20 protein-coding genes are annotated in these 19,208 nt (G+C 38.1%); 8 read left to right on the forward strand and 12 right to left on the reverse strand.

All coding sequences use genetic code 11. The features are described 5' to 3' along the window. Positions 1–2: 2 nt before the first annotated feature. The 4 genes from fruK to mobA all read right to left on the reverse strand — a co-directional run bounded on the left by fruK (position 3) and on the right by mobA (position 3,376). A complete protein-coding gene (gene fruK / locus ACFSAV_RS00785; protein WP_379095106.1) occupies positions 3–935 on the reverse strand; it encodes a 1-phosphofructokinase in 933 nt (310 codons plus the stop codon). Then, on the reverse strand, positions 932–2,083 hold the full coding sequence (gene fruB / locus ACFSAV_RS00790) for a fused PTS fructose transporter subunit IIA/HPr protein (protein WP_379095110.1): 1,152 nt from the start codon (positions 2,081–2,083) through the stop codon (positions 932–934). Before fruB ends, fruK begins: the two co-directional genes overlap by 4 nt. A 102-nt stretch (positions 2,084–2,185) precedes the next feature. Then, on the reverse strand, positions 2,186–2,701 hold the full coding sequence (locus ACFSAV_RS00795; protein ID WP_379095113.1) for a hypothetical protein: 516 nt from the start codon (positions 2,699–2,701) through the stop codon (positions 2,186–2,188). A gap of 96 nt (positions 2,702–2,797) precedes the next feature. Further along, on the reverse strand, positions 2,798–3,376 hold the full coding sequence (mobA, locus tag ACFSAV_RS00800) for a molybdenum cofactor guanylyltransferase MobA (RefSeq protein ID WP_379095116.1): 579 nt from the start codon (positions 3,374–3,376) through the stop codon (positions 2,798–2,800). A gap of 65 nt (positions 3,377–3,441) precedes the next feature. On the opposite strand from mobA, the gene ACFSAV_RS00805 reads away from it, so the two are divergent. From ACFSAV_RS00805 to ACFSAV_RS00825, 5 genes are all read left to right on the forward strand, one after another. Next, the gene (locus ACFSAV_RS00805; RefSeq protein WP_101776219.1) at positions 3,442–3,708 is read left to right on the forward strand and encodes a YihD family protein; all 267 of its coding nucleotides are present in this window, start codon (positions 3,442–3,444) and stop codon (positions 3,706–3,708) included. 13 nt (positions 3,709–3,721) lie between these two features. Beyond that, a complete protein-coding gene (gene dsbA, locus ACFSAV_RS00810; RefSeq protein WP_101776218.1) occupies positions 3,722–4,339 on the forward strand; it encodes a thiol:disulfide interchange protein DsbA in 618 nt (205 codons plus the stop codon). A gap of 57 nt (positions 4,340–4,396) precedes the next feature. Then, positions 4,397–4,726, forward strand: a complete 330-nt coding sequence (locus tag ACFSAV_RS00815) for a MaoP family protein (protein WP_379095121.1) — start codon at positions 4,397–4,399, stop codon at positions 4,724–4,726. Between the two features lie 89 nt (positions 4,727–4,815). Beyond that, entirely contained in the window at positions 4,816–5,913 is a 1,098-nt protein-coding gene (trmA, locus tag ACFSAV_RS00820) for a tRNA (uridine(54)-C5)-methyltransferase TrmA (RefSeq protein WP_379095124.1), read from the forward strand. 3 nt (positions 5,914–5,916) lie between these two features. Then, positions 5,917–6,687 carry a class I SAM-dependent methyltransferase gene (locus ACFSAV_RS00825; RefSeq protein ID WP_379095127.1) on the forward strand — a complete coding sequence of 257 codons (771 nt, stop codon included), beginning with the start codon at positions 5,917–5,919 and terminating at the stop codon, positions 6,685–6,687. Between the two features lie 53 nt (positions 6,688–6,740). Here the strand turns inward: ACFSAV_RS00825 and ACFSAV_RS00830 are convergent, their stop codons facing one another. The 7 genes from ACFSAV_RS00830 to rapA form a co-directional block, all read right to left on the reverse strand. After that, positions 6,741–7,859 (reverse strand): anhydro-N-acetylmuramic acid kinase, encoded by a 1,119-nt coding sequence (locus tag ACFSAV_RS00830; RefSeq protein ID WP_101776214.1) that lies wholly within the window; start codon positions 7,857–7,859, stop codon positions 6,741–6,743. Between the two features lie 141 nt (positions 7,860–8,000). Continuing rightward, positions 8,001–8,669 carry an NAD(P)H-dependent oxidoreductase gene (locus tag ACFSAV_RS00835; protein WP_379095130.1) on the reverse strand — a complete coding sequence of 223 codons (669 nt, stop codon included), beginning with the start codon at positions 8,667–8,669 and terminating at the stop codon, positions 8,001–8,003. A gap of 241 nt (positions 8,670–8,910) precedes the next feature. Further along, complete coding sequence (gene hemN / locus ACFSAV_RS00840) at positions 8,911–10,278, reverse strand: oxygen-independent coproporphyrinogen III oxidase (RefSeq protein ID WP_379095133.1); 1,368 nt, start codon at positions 10,276–10,278, stop codon at positions 8,911–8,913. A 17-nt stretch (positions 10,279–10,295) separates the two neighbouring features. Then, complete coding sequence (locus ACFSAV_RS00845; protein ID WP_379095136.1) at positions 10,296–10,730, reverse strand: DUF2489 domain-containing protein; 435 nt, start codon at positions 10,728–10,730, stop codon at positions 10,296–10,298. Positions 10,731–10,735: 5 nt separating this feature from the next. Then, positions 10,736–11,305, reverse strand: coding sequence for a Der GTPase-activating protein YihI (gene yihI, locus ACFSAV_RS00850; RefSeq protein WP_379095139.1), 570 nt, complete (start codon positions 11,303–11,305; stop codon positions 10,736–10,738). 62 nt (positions 11,306–11,367) lie between these two features. Next, positions 11,368–12,027 (reverse strand): bifunctional tRNA pseudouridine(32) synthase/23S rRNA pseudouridine(746) synthase RluA, encoded by a 660-nt coding sequence (rluA, locus tag ACFSAV_RS00855; protein ID WP_379095142.1) that lies wholly within the window; start codon positions 12,025–12,027, stop codon positions 11,368–11,370. A gap of 240 nt (positions 12,028–12,267) precedes the next feature. Continuing rightward, positions 12,268–15,171 (reverse strand): RNA polymerase-associated protein RapA, encoded by a 2,904-nt coding sequence (rapA, locus tag ACFSAV_RS00860; protein ID WP_379095145.1) that lies wholly within the window; start codon positions 15,169–15,171, stop codon positions 12,268–12,270. Between the two features lie 298 nt (positions 15,172–15,469). Between rapA and pnuC the strand changes: the two genes are divergently transcribed. Both pnuC and ACFSAV_RS00870 read left to right on the forward strand, forming a co-directional pair. After that, positions 15,470–16,171 carry a nicotinamide riboside transporter PnuC gene (pnuC, locus tag ACFSAV_RS00865; RefSeq protein WP_379095148.1) on the forward strand — a complete coding sequence of 234 codons (702 nt, stop codon included), beginning with the start codon at positions 15,470–15,472 and terminating at the stop codon, positions 16,169–16,171. A 26-nt stretch (positions 16,172–16,197) separates the two neighbouring features. Next, complete coding sequence (locus ACFSAV_RS00870; RefSeq protein ID WP_379095151.1) at positions 16,198–16,719, forward strand: rhodanese family protein; 522 nt, start codon at positions 16,198–16,200, stop codon at positions 16,717–16,719. Between the two features lie 232 nt (positions 16,720–16,951). Here the strand turns inward: ACFSAV_RS00870 and glmU are convergent, their stop codons facing one another. Next, positions 16,952–18,328 carry a bifunctional UDP-N-acetylglucosamine diphosphorylase/glucosamine-1-phosphate N-acetyltransferase GlmU gene (glmU, locus tag ACFSAV_RS00875; RefSeq protein ID WP_379095157.1) on the reverse strand — a complete coding sequence of 459 codons (1,377 nt, stop codon included), beginning with the start codon at positions 18,326–18,328 and terminating at the stop codon, positions 16,952–16,954. A 162-nt stretch (positions 18,329–18,490) separates the two neighbouring features. Between glmU and ACFSAV_RS00880 the strand changes: the two genes are divergently transcribed. Continuing rightward, entirely contained in the window at positions 18,491–19,018 is a 528-nt protein-coding gene (locus ACFSAV_RS00880; protein WP_101776204.1) for a hypothetical protein, read from the forward strand. Positions 19,019–19,208 lie beyond the last annotated feature (190 nt).

The following is a 19,208-nucleotide window of genomic DNA, read 5'->3' on the forward strand; positions in this document are numbered from 1 at the left end:
CCTTAAATTAATGTGATTTTTACTTTTTCCAAAATCGGATCTAATAATGCAGAATCAGGCACCCCAACATGGGTTTGTGATACCGTAAAAGTGGCAACAGCACTTGCAAAGGCAAGGGTTTGCTGTGCGGAAAAATGATTAACAATACCATAAATAAGTCCTGCAACCATAGCATCTCCCGCCCCGACTGTACTGACCACCCGCTGGCAAATAGGGGGTTCTGCATGAATAATATGCTCCTGTGTCAGCCAAATGGCACCTTTTTCACCTAGTGAGACCACAACATTTGCGATGCCTGTTGCTTGTAATTGCTGCGTGGCGTTGATGATATCTGCTTGTGTAACTAGCGGATGCCCTATCCAAGTTTCTAGTTCGCGGTGATTGGGTTTGACTAACCAAGGCTTGGCTTGAATCCCCATCGTGAGAGCTTGATTGCTGGTATCGAGAACGAGCTTAATATGATGGCGATTGAGTTGTGTTAACCATTGTGCAAATGCCTCAGCACTAATGCCATCTGGTAAACTGCCGCAAACAGCGATTAAATCAAAATCTGGTGTAATTTGCAGTGAGAACTCAACAAAGTGTTGCCAAACTTCAGGTGTGATGACATAGCCTTGGAAATTAAGATCAGTTACTTTTGCTTCAGTTTCCGTAATTTTAACATTGACTCTGGTTGCGCCCGCAACGCGATGGAAGTGATCGGATAGCGCTAAATTAGCAAACATATGCTGATATTCACTTTGATTTTGCTTACCGAGGAAGCCAGTTACTGTGCTATTGATCCCCAGATCATGCAGTACTTTTGCAACGTTAACTCCTTTTCCCGCTGGATATAGACCTAGGCTTTCTATTTTATTGACTTCACCTAAAGCAAGCCGTTTTACCTGCCCAATGAGATCATAAGCACTATTTAGTGTGATTGTGAGTACTTTCATGGCGATTCATCCAAACCTGATTCAATAAGTTCACTAATTTCTTTAAGCGCTTGTTTTGCTTGTGCACCAGTGGCGACAAAACGTAAGCGATGCCCTTTTTGCGCACCTAGTGCGGTGACTTTCATTAAGCTTTTAGCGCTAATTAGCTGGCCGCCATTATCAAGATTTTGTACTGCAATTGAGGCATTATATTTTTTTATGTGGTTTACAAGTAGTGCAGCTGGACGATAATGGAGTCCGTGGGTATGACGAATGGTAACAATCATTTCTATTGCAGGGACTTGTCCTGCTAAAATTGTTGAATTTTCTACCGCACTTTCATTGCATGGCTGAGAAGTTAACGCACAGAGAATTTGTTCTATTGAGCCAGTTAATAATGTTTCTTGCACTTGCTGGTCTAATAAGCAAGCTAAACTGTGATTAATTTGGTCATCCACTGCAGCAATCGTGAGGACGACTTGTACGGATTTTCCATTATGAATAAATGCTTGTTTGGCTCGACTCAATGCTATCGCATTATGTTGATTACCCACAGTGGCATCAGTCAGCCAAATCCCTTTACCTAGTGGTAAAGCTGGACTCGCAATGACTTCGCTAATGAAGTAGTTATTGATGGCTTGTTGCTGCTGCAATTTTTCTACATTTAACGCAGTGAGTGTTAATAAGCTCTCGGTTTCTACGGCTAAAGTAATGGATTCAGCATTGATGAGCGAAGATGTCGTTTCGCCCATGATAATAGCTTGAAATTGCCGTACATCTTGCGTTGTTGCCAGCTGTTGTGCCGCTGTTTCATTATCTAAAATACGTGTTAGTTGACGCAGTAACGCTAAATGTGCATCAGAATCTGCTGCAATGCCAATCACGATATAAGCGATGTTGCCTTCACCCCAATCTACGCCTTGTGGAAATTGAAAGAATTGCACGCTAGTTTTATTAACCAGGCTACGTGTAGCGAGTGAACCATGTGGAATAGCAATCCCATTACCTAAATACGTAGTCATTTGTGCTTCTCGCTCAAGCATGCCTTGTAAATAACCGTTTTCCACACAACCTGTGTTCACTAAGGCATCTGCTACAAGGGCAATCGCTTGTTGTTTGTTTGTGGCTTGAACTGCTAAATGGATGTCATTGTCCGATAATTGAAACACGCGTACTCCTCTGGTTTTACTCTGCTATGTTGGCGATATAGCAATTTATTTTAACCGTAAAATAGAAAAAACTGCTGACTTTTACATCAACAGTTTTTCTATTTAACTACCACAAAGTTTTAATAACTGTTCGGAACCTTGCACAATATAAGGGTCATCTTCGGCACGCACTTTATCTTTTTGTAGATCTTTCATCGCGTCATAGATGCCTTGTGTGACACTGGCTGAATCAATTTGAGTCCAACAGCCTTGTTTTAAACTATTAAAATTGGTTTGTAACGCAGAGGCAAAAATTACTCCACTATAATACGCATGAATACTTGAATCATGCCCACCTTGATAGAGATCTGCTTTGATTTTTTCAATAGGTAATAGAATTCGATTTAAGTACCAGTCATTAGCACCACTCGTAAAAGAATTAACATCATAATCTTGATTCACACGACCTTTATAAGTTTCAACCGTTGCCTCATAAGCAGTGGCATAAGATTTTTGATCAATTTGCTCTTTATCTAAATTAATCACTGCGTTTTTATCACCAATAAAAGGCACATAGGAAGAAAGTGAACAGGCAGAAAGCAGAGTGATTAACGCGAGGATAGCGATTTTCTTTAACATAAAAAATTTCCTAGTCAGTCAAGTGAAATCAGGTCTTTGATTATACTGTGAAAGTCTTTATTCGCCAACGGATTCATCCGCTTTCAAAGTAAAAGATCATGATTTTTTATTATTCAAATCAATTAATGTATTCATGTTTGTAAACGCACTTTTGTTTTCAGAGAAATCAACCGCTACAGCATGATGTTGTTGCATGAATTTCAACATACGACGTTCACCACTGGCTAAGTAATCTGCTAGAGCATGTTTCAGTTGGGTGGAGACTAAACAAAATGTGGGATGTTCTTGTTCACCATCATGTGCATAGGCAATTAAAATTTCAGGAAAACAGACCGCACTTTTCAACTTCTCTAATAAATTTGTTGGTAAAAAAGGGCAATCACAAGGCACAAATAACACAAAATCTGTGCTCGCACGTTGTAGTGCTGTCAAGATGCCACTTAATGGTCCTTGAAACCCAGCGAGTTGATCAGAGAACACCGTTAATCCGCTTTGTGCATAAATATGTTGGTTACGATTGGCATTAATCGCGATTTCATCTATTTGTAGCCGTAAACGTTGATAGACATGTTGAAACAAAGGTTGCTGTTGAAACAATTGTAATCCTTTATCAACACCACCCATGCGGCGCGCTTGTCCACCAGCTAAAATTACCGCACTAATTGTCATTGCCATATTTTCTTCTGCACCTAATTAAAGTATGATCCGAACAAATTTTTCTCAATCATAAGGAAAACTTTATGAAATGTCATCGACTAAACGAAGTGTTGGAACTTTTACAACCCTATTGGTCTAAAGAACCTGATTTGCATTTATTGCAAATTTTGCAGAAAATTGCAGATGAAGCGGGTTTTGATAAACCTGTTTCAGAATTAACTGATGAAGTGATTATTTATCATTTAAAAATGCATGGCACAGATAAATATGAACCGATTCCGGGAATTAAAAAAGACTATGAAGAAGATTTTAAAACCGCATTGTTAAAAGCGCGCGGTATTATTGAATAATTAAGGATTGCAAATGAAAAAATTGTTTTTAGTTTTAGCTTCATTTCTATGTGTATTTGCTGCACAAGCGCACAATTTAACGGAAGGCAAACAGTATTCAGCATTAAATAACCCACCTTCAGCACAACCCGAAGTCATTGAATTTTTCTCTTTTTATTGCCCACATTGCTATTCATTCGAATATGAATATCAGATCCCAGCAAAAGTAAAAGCTGATTTACCACAAGGTGTCGAATTTAAACAATATCACGTTAATTTCTTAGGACCGCAAGGTGAAAATTTAACGCGAGCATGGTCATTTGCACTAGCAACAGGTGTAGAAGATAAAGTGAAAGAAGCCCTGTTCCAAGCTGCACAAAAAAATGCATTACGTTCTATGGATGATATTCGTCAAATCTTCTTAGACAAAGGTGTTTCGGCAGAGCAATTTGATGGTGGAATCAATAGTTTTGCAGTTACGGCTTTAGTGAATAAACAAGTTAATGCAGCAGAGCAATTTAAAGTGCATGGAGTGCCAGATTTCTATGTAAATGGTCAATATCGTATTAAACCAGAAGGACTTAGTACCACAAGTAATGACGCTTTTATCAAAGATTATGTAGAAACTGTAAAAGGTTTATTGCAAAAATAATGAAAAATTGGTTTAATGCCTCGTTTTTAACGAAAGAGATTATTTTAAGAGGATATTATGGCAGAAAGTTTTAGTGTTACGCGTCGTTTTTTCGATGATAAAAATTATCCAAGAGGCTTTTCACGTCATGGCGATTATACTATCAAAGAATCACAAGCGCTTGAGCAATATGGTCAAGCATTCAAGGCTTTAGATTCAGGCGAGCGCGCACCAGTCACTAAAGAAGAAAAAGACTTCGTTGCTTTCTGTCGTGGTGAACGTCAGCCTGAAACTTTTTTAGAGAAAACTTGGCACAAATACCGTTCTCGTATTTCAACCACAAAACGTGTTTATACCTTGTCTGGTGTGGTTGGTACCGATAACTTAGACGATTTCTCAGCAGAATAAGCGTACATTTCATCTGATAAAAGGCTTGGCGGACGAAAAGAAAACCGAGCCTTTTGCTTTTAGCTTCAATAACATATAGAACTTATCCCATGCAAGGTTTGCCCCCAATTGAACAATACGATAGTTTATTGGCTGAAAAACAGCAAAAACTGACCGCACTTTTATCTCCATTTCATGCGCCTGTATTAACTGTGTTTGCTTCGCCAGTACAGCATTATCGTATGCGTGCAGAGTTTCGTATTTGGCATGATAAAGGTGATTTTTATCATATTATGTTCGATCAGCAAACTCGCCAACGTTATCGTGTTGATCAGTTTCCGATAGCCAGTCAATTAATCAATCAAATGATGGGAGCATTATTACCATTATTAAAAGCGGATAATGTGTTACGACATCGATTGTTTCAAGTGGATTATTTAAGTACTTTGAGTAATAAAATTATTGTCAGCTTACTCTACCACAAAACACTTGATCAGCAATGGATTGATGCAGCAAAACATTTAAAAATGCAGTTACAGGCTCAAGGATTTGATGTACAAATTATTGGTCGTGCCAGTAAGCAAAAAATTTGTCTTGAGCAAGAATTTGTTGACGAAATTTTAACAGTACATGGCAAACCTTATATCTATCGTCAAGTAGAAAATAGCTTTACGCAACCCAATGCGATAGTGAATCAAAAAATGCTGGAGTGGGCGATTGATTGTACAAAAGGTAGTCAAGGTGATTTATTGGAACTTTATTGCGGTAATGGTAACTTTTCTATTGCGTTAGCCCAAAATTTCCGCAAAGTCCTTGCGACTGAAATTGCCAAACCTTCTGTTGCAGCTGCGCAGTTTAATATTACTGCAAATGGCATTGATAATTTACAAATCATTCGTATGTCGGCAGAGGAATTTACCCAAGCGATGAATGGTGGGCGTGAATTTAATCGTTTAAAAGGTATCGATTTAAGTCAATATCAATGCCATACTATTTTTGTTGATCCACCGCGAGCAGGGTTAGATGATGAAACCGTGAAGTTAATACAAAATTATCAGCGTATTTTGTATATTTCCTGCAATCCACAGACCCTATGCGATAATTTACATCAGCTTTGCCAAACGCACCGTATCGAAAAAGCCGCCTTGTTTGATCAATTCCCATACACTGATCATATGGAAACAGGTGTATGGTTAATTCGGAAATAAATCATGAAAATCCAGTTAATTTGCGAAAGTGGAAATGCAGAAGAGTTTAGTGCACTTTGCCAAGCACAAGGTTTAGAACAGGATTGGACGAGTGATTTAGCTTTAGTTCAAACTGATGATGAACAAGGACAAACTCGCTTAGTACTCCGTAAATTAGATGAACCTAAACTGGGTGCAGTGTACGTGGATTTTGTCAGTGGTGTAATGGCGCATCGTCGTAAATTTGGTGGTGGACGAGGTGAAGCGATTGCCAAAGCGGTGGGAATTAAAAAAGATTATTTACCAACCGTCATTGATGCTACTGCTGGTTTAGGGCGAGATGCTTTTGTATTAGCTGCTTTAGGCTGTAAAGTGTGCCTTGTTGAACGTCACCCTGTTGTGCGTTTGTTGTTACAAAATGGTTTGCAGCGTGCTTATGTGGATAAAGAAATTGGTGAAATGATGCAACAAAATATGCAATTATTAACTGTACAGCATATTGCGCAATTAAAGCCAGAAACAGATTTTGCCGATGCAATTTATCTCGATCCAATGTATCCACATAAACAAAAAAGTGCCTTAGTTAAAAAAGAAATGCGTGTTTTTCAGCATTTAGTTGGTGCTGATATAGATGCGGATAATTTGCTTGAACCTGCCTTAAAATTAGCGAGAAAACGCGTTGTGGTTAAGCGACCTGATTATGCTGATTTTCTCGCACAAACTCCACCACACTTTAGTCGTGAAACTAAAAATCATCGTTTTGATATTTATATGAAACATGATGAGTCAATTTGAATCTCCCTTACCTCTCGTTAATAGGAGAGATAAGGATGCGATGTATTTTTATTTTACTGTGCAATTTCGCTTTCTTTTGGATAAATTGCACCTAAACTGACCGCACTTTTAGCACCTGTTACACTTGGTAAATTGGCTGGCTGATCATTTAAACGGCGATGGGCAAGCCAAGCAAAAGCAGCAGCTTCGACATCATCACCATTTAAACCATAATCATTCGTTGTTTCAACTTTCCAATCAGGTAAAAGTACAGCTAAGCGAGTCATCAACAGCGTGTTTTTCATGCCACCGCCACAAACGAGCAAATAGCGAGGTAAATCCGTCTGAATTTGATTAAGTTGAGCAACAATACTTTGTGCGGTTAATTCGACTAATGTGGCTTGTACATCTTGTGGCTGAAGTGCGGTGTGCTTTTCCAATTTTTTGTTGAGCCAAGCTAAATTGAATAGTTCTCGCCCAGTGCTTTTGGGTGGAGGTAATGCAAAAAACGGCTCAGCTAATAAATCCTGTAACAGTGCTTGATTGACTGTGCCAGATTTTGCCCATACAGCATCTTTATCATAAGCTTTACCTTGATGTTTTTCGATCCACGCGTCAAGTAGTGTATTACCCGGACCTGTGTCATAACCAATCACTTCTTCATTTGGTAGTAGGCATGAAATGTTACTGATACCACCAATATTTAACACTACAGTGGCTTGATCGGGTTTAGAAAATAAGGCTTGATGAAATGCAGGGACTAATGGCGCGCCTTGCCCACCAAATGCCATATCTTTACGACGAAAATCGGCTACTGTAGTAATGCCAGTTTTAGCCGCGATTAAATTTGCATCGCCAATTTGCATTGTGAATGGATATTGACTCGTGGGTGAATGCCAAATGGTTTGTCCATGACAGCCAATGGCAGTAATTTGCGTTGGTGAAAGGTGGTATTTTTGTAAGAAGTGTTTGATACAGTCTGCATAGAGTAAGCCTAAACGGTGATCCAACTCACCTAAGGCTTGTAATGTAGTTTCACCTGAGTTACATAACGCTGAAATTTGTTGCCTTAACTCGCTTGGCATGGGATAAAAATCTGCATGAATAAGTTGTGGTTGCACCGTAGAAAAATCCATTAATGCGAGATCCACACCATCTAAACTGGTACCAGACATTACACCGATATAGTACATAATTTCTCCTTTTTCTGCTTGTATGGATTTTATTATAGGGGAAAGATCAAAATAGATAAAAGAGGAGTTGAGCTTGTAGGGCAAATAAAAATAGACGTAAAAACGTCTATCTTGATTCTTGTTTGTTTCATGCAGAATGTATTATTTTACCCATTCCACCACATCTTCAAATGCTTGACGCGTTTTCACTTTCGGTTGGTTTAAACGATAACCAAAGGCGATCATGACACTCAGTTTATAGGTTTTACTATCGTAAAGCCCCTGTTTGACAAACAATTGATCCATTTTTTCTAATGGAAATCCTTCTATTGGCGTTGAATCAATACCAATCATGGCTGCGCTAGTGAGCATATTGGCCATCGCAATATAGCTTTGACGGCAAGCCCAGTGATAAAACGCGTTTGAATTACCCGTTAATGCAAAGTCTTGTTCAGTAAAAGTGCGGTAGAAATGTTGACGAATTTTGCGCATATCTTCTGGAATATGATGTACATCTTGCATCATATGTTGTACATATTCACCATCTGTTAGTAGCGTTTCAGGTTGGCGCACCAGTACCACAACAAAATGGCTGCAATCCATGACTTTATCTTTGGCGCCCCATGCTATATCACGGATCAATTCTTTGATTTTTTGATTTTCAATCACTAAAAATTTCCATGGTTCAAAACCAAAAGAACTGGGGGAGAGACGACCTGTTTCAAGAATAAAACGAAAATCTTCATCGCTGATTTTTTTAGTAGGATCATAAGCTTTACAGGCATGGCGATAATGAAAAGCGTTGAGGATATCGGTTTTTGAAATAGTCATATTGATTTCCTTGTAGTTTGTTTATCAAGCCATCGCTGATGGCGATTTACTTTATGCGTATTGCTACTTTTGATAGCATACAACACTTTTTTGACTTTTATGTGGTGTAAAACAAAACAAGCAAAGAAAAGCGAACCAACTAAGTCGCTTTCTCTCACTTTATGCTGATTTTTGCACAGAAAATTAAGCTATTTTTTATTACACGCATGATCAAAAGTGCGGTGCTTTTTCAAAGTTTTGTTTAGATGATTCTAGAGAATTGCTGGCGTTTGGCTTGTGCTCTTGAATAAGTATCGAAACATAAACAAATATTACGAATTAATAAACGTCCTTTAGCCGAAACTTGGATGTTATCTGCGCCAATCTCTAATAAACCGTCTTTGGCTAAGGGTTCAAGTAAGGCTAAATCTTCAGCAAAATGTGATTTGAATTGAATATTATATTGCTGTTCAATAGATTGATAATCTAATTTAAAGTTACAGATAAGCTGTTTAATCACATCACGGCGTAAGCAGTCTTCTTGGCTCATCACAAAGCCTTTATGTAAAGCAATGCCGGTATTATCTATGGCAGTATAATAATGTTTTAATTCTTTTTGATTTTGCGCGTAAGTATCACCTAATAAACTAATTGCGGAGACGCCTAAGCCTAACAAATCACATTCTTCTTGCGTGGTATAACCTTGGAAATTGCGATGTAGTACACCGTTTTGTTGTGCGATTGCCAATTCATCATCAGGTTTAGCAAAGTGATCCATACCAATAAATTTATAACCTGCATGACCTAGCGTTTCGATCATTTTTTGCAAGATAGTTAATTTGGTTTCTGGCGCAGGCAGTTGGTCATTTTTAATTTTGGCTTGACCAGCAAAACGGCTTGGTAAATGCGCATAGTTAAACACACTTAAACGGTCAGGATTCAGTGCAATAACCTTTTGTAGAGTAAACATAAAACTGTCCACATTTTGTAGGGGTAAACCATAGATTAAGTCAAGGTTAGTCGATTGGAAGCCTAATTCACGTGCATGTTGTAATAATGCTGCAATAAAGTACTCATCTTGTTCACGATTGACCGCTTTTTGTACATCTTTATTAAAATCTTGTACGCCCATACTCATACGGTTAAAACCAATACGATGTAAATGATCAAGCATTGGTAATTCAATTTCACGTGGATCGATCTCAATACTGATTTCAGCATTAGGCGCAATGGTAAAATGCTGACGTAGCATTGACATTAAGCGTGAAGATTGTACTTCGCTTAAATAAGTGGGCGTGCCACCGCCCCAATGCACTTGAGTTGCAATGCGATTTTTGAATAAAGAAGCACGAGTTTCGATTTCTTTTTCTAAAAAATCCAGATAAATATCGGCTTTGTGCTGATGACGCGTGATCACCTTATTACATGCACAGAAATAGCAAAGTTTGTGGCAGAAAGGAATATGAATATAAAGAGAAAGTGGGCGTTCAGGATAACGTTGTGTTGCCTGAATAAAATCCAGATTTGTATAACTTTCATTAAATTCCAGTGCGGTCGGATAAGATGTATAACGTGGACCAGAATAGTTATATTTTTGAATTAATGCCAAGTCCCAAATAATTTCGGACATTGTATCCCCCCTCAAAATTAAATATGCTCCATATCAGCTAATAACTGATGAATCTCCAACAAGATTTGCTTTTCTAACTCTGCTTCGGCACTTTCACGTTGTAAATCTAAACGCATGCGTTCATTTTTCTTTAATTCACGACGTTTTTCATGAGTCGGCATGTCCATCACGACTTCATAAAGCTGATGCATGGCTTGATAGCTTTTTAACTTTTTACCTAGTGGTTCTAGTAACATTTTGAGCCGTAGTACTCCTTCAGAATGATTACAGTCGCCATTCTGCATTGCTTTGGCAATGATCACAATACTCTCTTTGAGGCGCAGTGTTCTAGCGTTGCGCACGTGCTGGATCGCTTTTTTCTGTTTTTGTAACATCAGTAACAAATAGCCCGCATAAGCTGCCATCGCAACGATAATAAGTACAGCAATAATGATTAAAAGGGTTGTCCACATAACTTTTATCTAAATTGGTTGATATCGATTTTTTCGAAAGTGCGATATAAATCTTCTTCTGTCTCTTCTTCGTCACTAATCCCGAGTTCATCCATTAATTGCGCAATACGTGCTAAACATTCATCAACAAATTGTTGGTCTTCTATCGTTAAGGTTTTGCCTGCATCCAGTTCATCCAACAATTGATTCAAACATTCGTTATTTTCCAGTTGTTCTAATTCCAGCATTGGATCATGTTTTGTCACTTTTTCTTCCAATTTAACGGCAGGAATTGTCATGCCTTTTTCAGGTTTATTCACAAACTCAACGATTAACGGCACTTTTTTACGGCTGCCAATGCGTGGATCTTTTCTCTCTAGGCTTTGATTATGTGTACTACTATCTACTGCACTATGACGTGAACCTGAGGCTAATCCTTTATGTTTACGTTTCTTTTTATCTTCACGTGCTTTAGCATCTAACTCATAACGCGTTAATTTTTTGCCAGGTTTTGCCTTAGGCATTTCGACTTTTTTATCCGTCTTACGTGCAGGCATAATATCCGTCACGCGGCGAGTTTTTTTCTTACGAGCCATATTGTTTTCTCTTTCTCAATAGTTGGTTGCAGATTGTACCATTTAAAACCATTTTTACTTAATTAAAACTCAGGTTTTACTTCAAATAACAAGCTTTGTTGATTAATAGGGTGAGTAAACTCTAAGCGTTCGGCATGTAAGCATAAACGTGTCGATAATGCTTTTGCTTGTGGCGGCGCATAGAATTTATCACCCAGAATAGGGTGTCCTAATCCAAGCATATGCAGACGCAGTTGGTGGGAACGTCCTGTGATTGGTGTTAATCTTACTCTGGTCGTATTATTGGGATAACGTGCTAAAACTTGGTACAACGTGACCGCTCTTTTACCGCGCTCAAAGCAAATTTTTTGGCGAGGACGGTTTTCCCAATCACAGATCAAAGGGAAATTCACTTCTCCTTGTTCTTGCTCAACATGTCCCCAAACCAATGCTTGATATTGTTTTTGGGGTTCACGTTCACGAAATTGACGCTTTAATTCGCGATCGGCTGCTTTACTGAGTGCAAAGAGAATCAATCCACTAGTTGACATATCTAAACGATGAGCAGGTTCACAGAAACCGTATTTTTCTTTTACACGTGACATCGCACTATCATAATATTGCAGTTGATTACCAGGCACAGAAAGTAAGCCACTCGGTTTATTGATGACAACAAAATGATCATCATAGTGAACGATGTCGAGGTAAGGTTCTGTAGGAGGATTGTAAGTGATTAGTGCCATTTTATTTTCTGTTTCGAGTTTAATTTGTTACTTTGTTTGTGTGTAAAAAAGTAACTAAAGCTAATCCCCGACTAAACTATTTTTGTCTCACACAAGCTTTTGGCGAAAAATAGGTGATTGTGTTTGGATAGTTTATATGGGGATGTTCTTTTACGTTTAATCTTTATTCAATTTCGGCAGAGACAAGCGCTTGTCCTGTGCTACGATTTTCTAACAAGTGTGGTGCTTTTTTTAAAAGTTTTATTCTTTGTTACTCACAATTACACGCAAACTATCTAAGCGCCATGTAGCTTGTTGTAGCTGGGCAAGAGATTGTACACGGGTGTTCTCGAGCGCGTCTATTTCATCTTGGCGAATGTTTTTATTTACCGCTTGTAATGCAGTTAAACGATCTAATTCAGCACTGAGCGTTTGATCCGCAAGCTGCCGTGCATTGTGGATAATTTGTTTCGCTTGCGCAACGACTTTTTGCTCACTTTGCTTAATTAATTGTTCCACATTAGAGCGCACCATTTTCACCACGTTGTTTGCCATGTTTTTACCAATCGGCTTTAACTGCTTTTGTAAAGCATTGAAAGAAACTTGCTCTGCTAAATTATTACCTTTTTGATCTAATAACAAACGAATTGGCGTCGGCGGTAAGAAACGCGTTAATTGTAAACCTTTAGGGGCTTGAGCCTCAACCACGTAGATCATTTCGAGCAAAAGTGTACCAGCTGGTAGCGCTTTATTAATCAATAAACTGACTGCGCTTTTACCAATATCGCCCGCAGTGATGAGATCAATACCATGACGAATCATTGGATGATCCCAGCTTAAAAACTCGAGATCTTCACGAGCAAGAGAAAGTTGACGATCAAAGGTGACTGTAGTGCCTTCTTCTCTTAAACCCGGGAAATCTGGCACTAGCATTGTGCCTGTTGGTGTGATTACGATCGATTTTTCGCCTAAATCTTCTTGTTCCACGCCAATAATATCAAACAAGTTCAAAGCAAAGTTGACAAGTTCTGTTGAACCATCTTGTTCAGCAATAGCATTCGCGAGTTGTTGAGCGGTTTCGCCACCGTTTGAATTTAATTCTAATAAACGGTCACGCCCTTTTTCTAAGGCTTGTTTAAGCGCAATTTGCTGTTTGCGTGTTTGAGCGATGAAGGTATCGAAGCCATCAAGTGCGGTCGGTTTTTGTAAAATTTGGCGCAATTGTTGTTGATGTTGCTCAAACAATGTCATGCCCATTGGACAAGTTTCTTCAAAGGCATTTAAACCTTCATGATACCAACGAGCGAGTATAACTTGCGCGCTGTCAGCAAAACAAGGGACATGGATTTGAATATCACGTGTTTGTCCAATGCGATCTAAGCGCCCAATACATTGTTCTAATAAATCAGGATTGTCAGGTAAGTTGAATAACACAAGATGACAGGCAAATTGGAAGTTACGTCCTTCTGAACCAATACTTGAACTGAGTAATACTTGTGCTCCTTCTTCTTGTTGTGCAAAATAAGCCGCTGCGCGATCGCGCTCAATAATCGTCATTTTTTCATGGAACACGGCAGCACGGATTGCTTCTTTTTCACGCAATGCTTGTTCTAATTGAATTGCAGTATTCGCGTGGCGGCAAATCACTAATACTTTTTCAGCACGGTGATTTTTGAGAAACGTGATGAGCCATTCAACACGTGGATCAAACTCCCACCAACGTGCTTCTGGATTGAGCTTTTGGAACATTTGTTCGGGATAAAACACGTCTTTTTCTACGATTTCACCTAGCATAGTCAATACATTCGTCGCATTACTATATTGTTTTGGTAACCCTAGTGTAATTTGGTTGTAGGTTCGATGAGGGAACCCTTTAACAGCTTGTCTAGTGTTGCGAAATAACACTCGGCTTGTACCATGGCGATCAATTAAATTATTAATTAACTCTTGGCGCGCAAGTACTTTTTGTTCTTGGCTTGCCTGAGAGTCAATGACTTTGAACATGGGTTCTACATCTTGTTCTGCTAATAGATCAGCAATATGATTTTTTTCTAGCGTACTTAATGGACTATCAGCCAATAAACTTTGCACCGCATCGGCAACAGGTTGATATTGTCGCTGTTCTTGAACGAAGGAGTTGTAATCATAGAAGCGATTAGGGTCGAGCAGACTTAAACGCGCAAAGTGGCTTTCTTGACCTAATTGCTCTGGTGTGGCAGTGAGCAATAGTACGGCTGGAATTTGGTGTGCCAGTTGCTCCACAAGCTGATATTCTAGGCTTGGGTTTTGTTCTGACCAAGCAAGATGATGGGCTTCATCGACAATCAACATATCAAAGCCTGCTTCAAGCAGTTGTTCCACTCGTTTTGGTGTTGTACGTAACCAATCTAAGGCGCAGATAATTTGTGACTCCGTCGTAAACGGATTGATCCATAATGCTGAAGTCGGATCTTCAAAATCAGCACAACGTTCTTCATCAAACAACGAAAAATGTAGGTTAAAGCGACGTAGCATTTCAACTAACCATTGATGTTGCAGTGTTTCAGGTACAATAATCAGCACGCGTTCCACTTTTTCTGCAAACAATTGCTGTTGTAAAATCATACCTGCTTCAATAGTTTTACCTAATCCTACTTCATCTGCTAATAATACACGTGGTGCACTACGTTGTCCTACTTCTTTGGCGATATGTAATTGATGGGGGATAAGCCCTGCGCGAATACCACGTAAACCACGTAATGGCGATTGGAACTGAGCTTGTTGATGTGTTAACGCATTGTAACGTAAGGCAAAGTGTTCATTGCGGTCAATTTGTGCAGTAAATAAACGATCTTGTGGTTTACTGAACGTGATTTGGTGGGCTAAGTCCATCTCATGAATAGTGGTTTCTTCATGAGTATCAAGACGTTTAACTAAATAAAATGCCACCCCTTTGTTTTCTAAAATTTCTAAGATACGAGCTTTCCAACCTTCATGATGGCTGATTTCATCACCAACTTGAAATAAGACGCGGGTTAAAGGTGCTGCATCTAAAGCATAAATGCGCTGTTCTTCTGAAGCTGGGAATAAAATAGTGACGCTACGTATATCAATGCTTACGATAACCCCTAAACCAAGATTATTTTCACTTTCACTGATCCAACGTTGACCTACTGCAAATGCCATATGTAATTACTTTCTCTTATTGTTTTTATAAAAAATAGCCAGCTATTTTAGCGATGTTAAGTTAAAAAATAAAATGAAATGTAACGTTTAGTTATGCTTAGAAAAAATATGAGAATTTATTCCATATGTCACAAATTTATGTTTTATTTTAATTTGTATTAAGTGGATGTAGCTTGTGATTGACATGCTACAACGAAAGTGTGAGAATTTTGTACATATTTTAACAAGTTAAAAGGCTTTTTGAGTTTTTAACTTAACAAAAAAGTGTATTTTTCGAATTCACAAAGCGAGGCAATTTATGATGAAGCTAAATTTAGAAGTGATTAAAAATGAGTTTTTAGGCGGCTGGAAACCATTTGAACTAGTGTGGCTAGCCATTTTTCTTTCTGTACAAGTCATTGTTTATATTATTGAACCAGATTCGTTACTCGCCATGATTTCTGGTATTGCAGGGATTTTATGTGTGGTTTTTGTCAGTAAGGGAAAAATTAGTAATTATTTCTTTGGCTTAATTTTTGCCTATACTTATTTTTATGTGGCTTGGCAAGCCAATTATATTGGTGAAATGAATACCGTACTTTATGTGTATATTCCTGCACAATTTATCGGTTATTTCTTATGGAAAGATAATTTGCAAAAAGGTGCTTCCCATACTGAAAGTGTCATTAGTAAATCTTTAACTTTAAAAGGTTGGATAATGACATTATCTGCAATTACCATCGGTACGTTATTATTTGTACAAGCACTAAAATCTGCTGGTGGAAGTGTCGTAGGATTAGATGGTTTAACTACAGTTATTGTGGTAGTGGCGCAATTACTTATGGTGTTACGTTATCGTGAACAGTGGATTTTATGGATTGCACTTAACGTAATTTCTATCGCGCTTTGGATGCAAGCAAAAGAAGGTTCATTATCTATCGTTGCAATGTATTTTGCTTATTTATTAAATTCGCTTTATGGTTATTACAACTGGCGCAAACTCGAGAAAGCAAAAGTATAAATTACATCTGACAAAAGGAGAATTCCATGTCTGTGACAATTATTTCAGCACAAGACGCACAACAACGTTGTCTTGCAGGAGCAGTTTTAGTCGATATTCGTCAGCCTGATGAACATCGTCGCGAACATATTGCAGGGGCAAAATCTATCCCGTTAGATGAATTAAAACAGGGACTTTGTGCACAGTTAAAAGATCAAAAAGTGATTATTTTCCATTGTAAATCGGGTATGCGTACGCAAAATGCACAAGCGATACTTGCGCAATATACTGATTGTGGTGCTGAAGTCTATATTGTTGAGAAGGGGATCGATGGTTGGAAAGCGGCAAATTTACCCGTTGTATTTGATAAAAAACAGCCATTAGAAATGATGCGTCAAGTACAAATTGCCGCAGGTGCATTGGTGTTATTCGGCTCGATTTTAGGTTTAGTTGCAACGCCTTATTTTTTTGTCATTCCAATCTTTGTTGGCGCAGGTTTGATTTTTGCAGGTATCACAGGTTTTTGCGGTATGGTGCGATTATTGGCTTTAATGCCGTGGAATAAATAATTCGATATTTTCCCCTCTGATTCAAATTAAGAGGGGATTTTCTAAAGTAATGGGTAATGAATTGAGACTCATTCTTCTGCTCTTGTTAACAAGTCGTGAGACAGGGTAGTTTCGAAATGTCAATCAATCACAGTTAAGGAATTCCGAATAATCAAAAGTTATGTTGAGGAAGAAATTGAGCGTTAAATTAGCTGCTCTAATATTTTTCCTCTATTTTGATTTAAAAGTGCGGTCACTTTTTACTTTGTTTTGTTGGGCGTTGCCAGTCTTGAATATGGCGTTGCCGTACTCGACCGATCACTAATTCGCCACAATTGACATTTTTTGTTACTGTTGTGCCAGCACCGATCGTTGCATCATTTTCAACGGTTACAGGTGCAATAAGTTGTACATCTGAACCCACAAATACATTATCACCAATCACTGTTTTAAATTTATTTGCACCATCATAATTACAGGTAATCACGCCCGCACCAACATTACAACCTTGCCCAATTTCAGCATCGCCTATGTAACTGAGATGGTTCACTTTAGAGCCTTTACCAATATTAGCTTTTTTAATTTCGACGAAGTTGCCAATATGGGTTTCTGCGGCTAGTGTTGCGCCTGGGCGTAAACGAGAGAAAGGACCAATTTGTGATAAATGACCAACTACCGCATCTTCTAACACAGAATAAGGCTTAATTTCTACATCATCGCCAATTTCACAGTTTTTTAGCACACAACCTGCGCCGATACGCACACGATCACCTAATTTTACATTTCCTTCAATCACTACATTGATATCAATTTCCACATCTTTACCATGTATTAATTCACCACGTAAATCAAAGCGTTCGGGATCAGCTAAAGCGACACCTGCTAATAATAACTGATCTGCTTGTTGACGCTGATAGTAACGTTCTAATCGAGCAAGCTGTTGGTGATTATTTACACCTTCCACTTCCATAAAATCTTCAGCTTGCACAGCGGTAACTTGGCAACCATCTTGATTAGCAAGGCTGATGATATCCGTAATATAGTATTCGCTCTGTGCGTTATTATTTGTCAGCTGACTTAACCATTTTTTCAACTTCTTACCTTCAGCGACTAATACACCCGTATTAATTTCTTGGATTTTTAATTGCTCAGGGCTGGCATCTTTTTGTTCAACAATAGCAACCACATTACCATTTTCACGCACAATCCGCCCATAGCCCATTGGTTCATCTAGCACGACAGTTAATAACGCAATACCATTTGCTGGTTTTGCAGCAATTAATTTTTGTAACGTTTCTGCACGAATTAATGGACCATCGCCATATAACATTAAAATATTTTCATCGTCGGCAAAAAATGGCGCAGCTTGTTGCATAGCATGTCCTGTGCCAAGCTGCTGTGCTTGTAATACCCAATTAACAGGTTCATCTTTTAAATGTTGCTGCATGACTTCACCGCCATGTCCATAAACTAAATGAATATTTTTAGCCTGAATTGATTTCACTGTATTAATTACATGTTTTACCATCGGTTTACCTGCGATTTTATGCAGTACTTTTGGTAAGTCAGAATACATACGAGTTCCTTTACCCGCAGCTAAAATAACAATACTTAATGGTTTAGTTTCCATAACATTCTCTCGTTGATTGACAAAACGAATCATTGCCCCAAATTATAATCTAACTTTGTTTATAGATAAAACAAAGAAAATTGTCAGATACAGCAAAGCAGTGTATAGTACAAAGCTTAAATTATTTTTAATAATTTGAATTATATTAGTAAGGATAAGAATATGGATAAATTCTCAAAAATCAGCGTAATCACGCTTTTCTCTTTAGGCTTAGTTGCCTGTGATCAATTTATTAACAAGGACGAAAAAACACAGACAAATGCCTCAGTAACTCATATACAAGTTGATCCAAAAGCAGATTTTGCTCTCTTTACTGAATTCCAACTTGCACAAAATGAAAAAATTGCTACGCTCAACCAGCAATTGGTTGATATTTTACAATCTGGTGATACTAAAGCCTTAGAAACCCTGTTAGTCACATTTTCAAAAGAAATCGATGGGATTGTCAAAGAGTTAGATACATTACCAATTTATAGTGCTGAAGTTCTTAACTTAAAAGAAAAAGCAAAAATTTTACTTATTACTTCATCTGAACTAATGGCTGATAACGTAAAATTACAACAGAATCCTTCAGAAGCTGGAGGGAAAGCATTGTTAGTAAAAAGAGATGTTTTGCTCAAAATTACAGATGAATTTACTCAAATGAATAATGAATTAGCTGAAAAATACGGTACTCCAGCTGTACAATAACGTATTGTAAAATGCTATAAAAAGTAACCGCACTTTTACTTATCAATAAAAGTGCGGTTGTTTATTTTATACGACTTAATAAAACTGAAAACCAAACATCCAATGATAAATAAACAGAAAGGCTAAAAAAAATCAAAGGAATATAATGTGTTTAGATGATAATAATCATCAATAAACGTATTTTTCTGCT

Source organism: Pasteurella oralis, assembly GCF_042681465.1.
GTDB lineage: Bacteria > Pseudomonadota > Gammaproteobacteria > Enterobacterales > Pasteurellaceae > Pasteurella > Pasteurella oralis.

Bases quoted from the DNA above. Each gene is read 5' to 3' on its own strand.
- fruK (WP_379095106.1), bottom strand. From the start codon at position 935: ATGAAAGTACTCACAATCACACTAAATAGTGCTTATGATCTCATTGGG.
- ACFSAV_RS00795 (WP_379095113.1), bottom strand. From the start codon at position 2,701: ATGTTAAAGAAAATCGCTATCCTCGCGTTAATCACTCTGCTTTCTGCC.
- mobA (WP_379095116.1), bottom strand. From the start codon at position 3,376: ATGGCAATGACAATTAGTGCGGTAATTTTAGCTGGTGGACAAGCGCGC.
- ACFSAV_RS00805 (WP_101776219.1), top strand. From the start codon at position 3,442: ATGAAATGTCATCGACTAAACGAAGTGTTGGAACTTTTACAACCCTAT.
- dsbA (WP_101776218.1), top strand. From the start codon at position 3,722: ATGAAAAAATTGTTTTTAGTTTTAGCTTCATTTCTATGTGTATTTGCT.
- ACFSAV_RS00815 (WP_379095121.1), top strand. From the start codon at position 4,397: ATGGCAGAAAGTTTTAGTGTTACGCGTCGTTTTTTCGATGATAAAAAT.
- trmA (WP_379095124.1), top strand. From the start codon at position 4,816: ATGCAAGGTTTGCCCCCAATTGAACAATACGATAGTTTATTGGCTGAA.
- ACFSAV_RS00825 (WP_379095127.1), top strand. From the start codon at position 5,917: ATGAAAATCCAGTTAATTTGCGAAAGTGGAAATGCAGAAGAGTTTAGT.
- ACFSAV_RS00830 (WP_101776214.1), bottom strand. From the start codon at position 7,859: ATGTACTATATCGGTGTAATGTCTGGTACCAGTTTAGATGGTGTGGAT.
- ACFSAV_RS00835 (WP_379095130.1), bottom strand. From the start codon at position 8,669: ATGACTATTTCAAAAACCGATATCCTCAACGCTTTTCATTATCGCCAT.
- hemN (WP_379095133.1), bottom strand. From the start codon at position 10,278: ATGTCCGAAATTATTTGGGACTTGGCATTAATTCAAAAATATAACTAT.
- ACFSAV_RS00845 (WP_379095136.1), bottom strand. From the start codon at position 10,730: ATGTGGACAACCCTTTTAATCATTATTGCTGTACTTATTATCGTTGCG.
- yihI (WP_379095139.1), bottom strand. From the start codon at position 11,305: ATGGCTCGTAAGAAAAAAACTCGCCGCGTGACGGATATTATGCCTGCA.
- rluA (WP_379095142.1), bottom strand. From the start codon at position 12,027: ATGGCACTAATCACTTACAATCCTCCTACAGAACCTTACCTCGACATC.
- rapA (WP_379095145.1), bottom strand. From the start codon at position 15,171: ATGGCATTTGCAGTAGGTCAACGTTGGATCAGTGAAAGTGAAAATAAT.
- pnuC (WP_379095148.1), top strand. From the start codon at position 15,470: ATGATGAAGCTAAATTTAGAAGTGATTAAAAATGAGTTTTTAGGCGGC.
- ACFSAV_RS00870 (WP_379095151.1), top strand. From the start codon at position 16,198: ATGTCTGTGACAATTATTTCAGCACAAGACGCACAACAACGTTGTCTT.
- glmU (WP_379095157.1), bottom strand. From the start codon at position 18,328: ATGGAAACTAAACCATTAAGTATTGTTATTTTAGCTGCGGGTAAAGGA.
- ACFSAV_RS00880 (WP_101776204.1), top strand. From the start codon at position 18,491: ATGGATAAATTCTCAAAAATCAGCGTAATCACGCTTTTCTCTTTAGGC.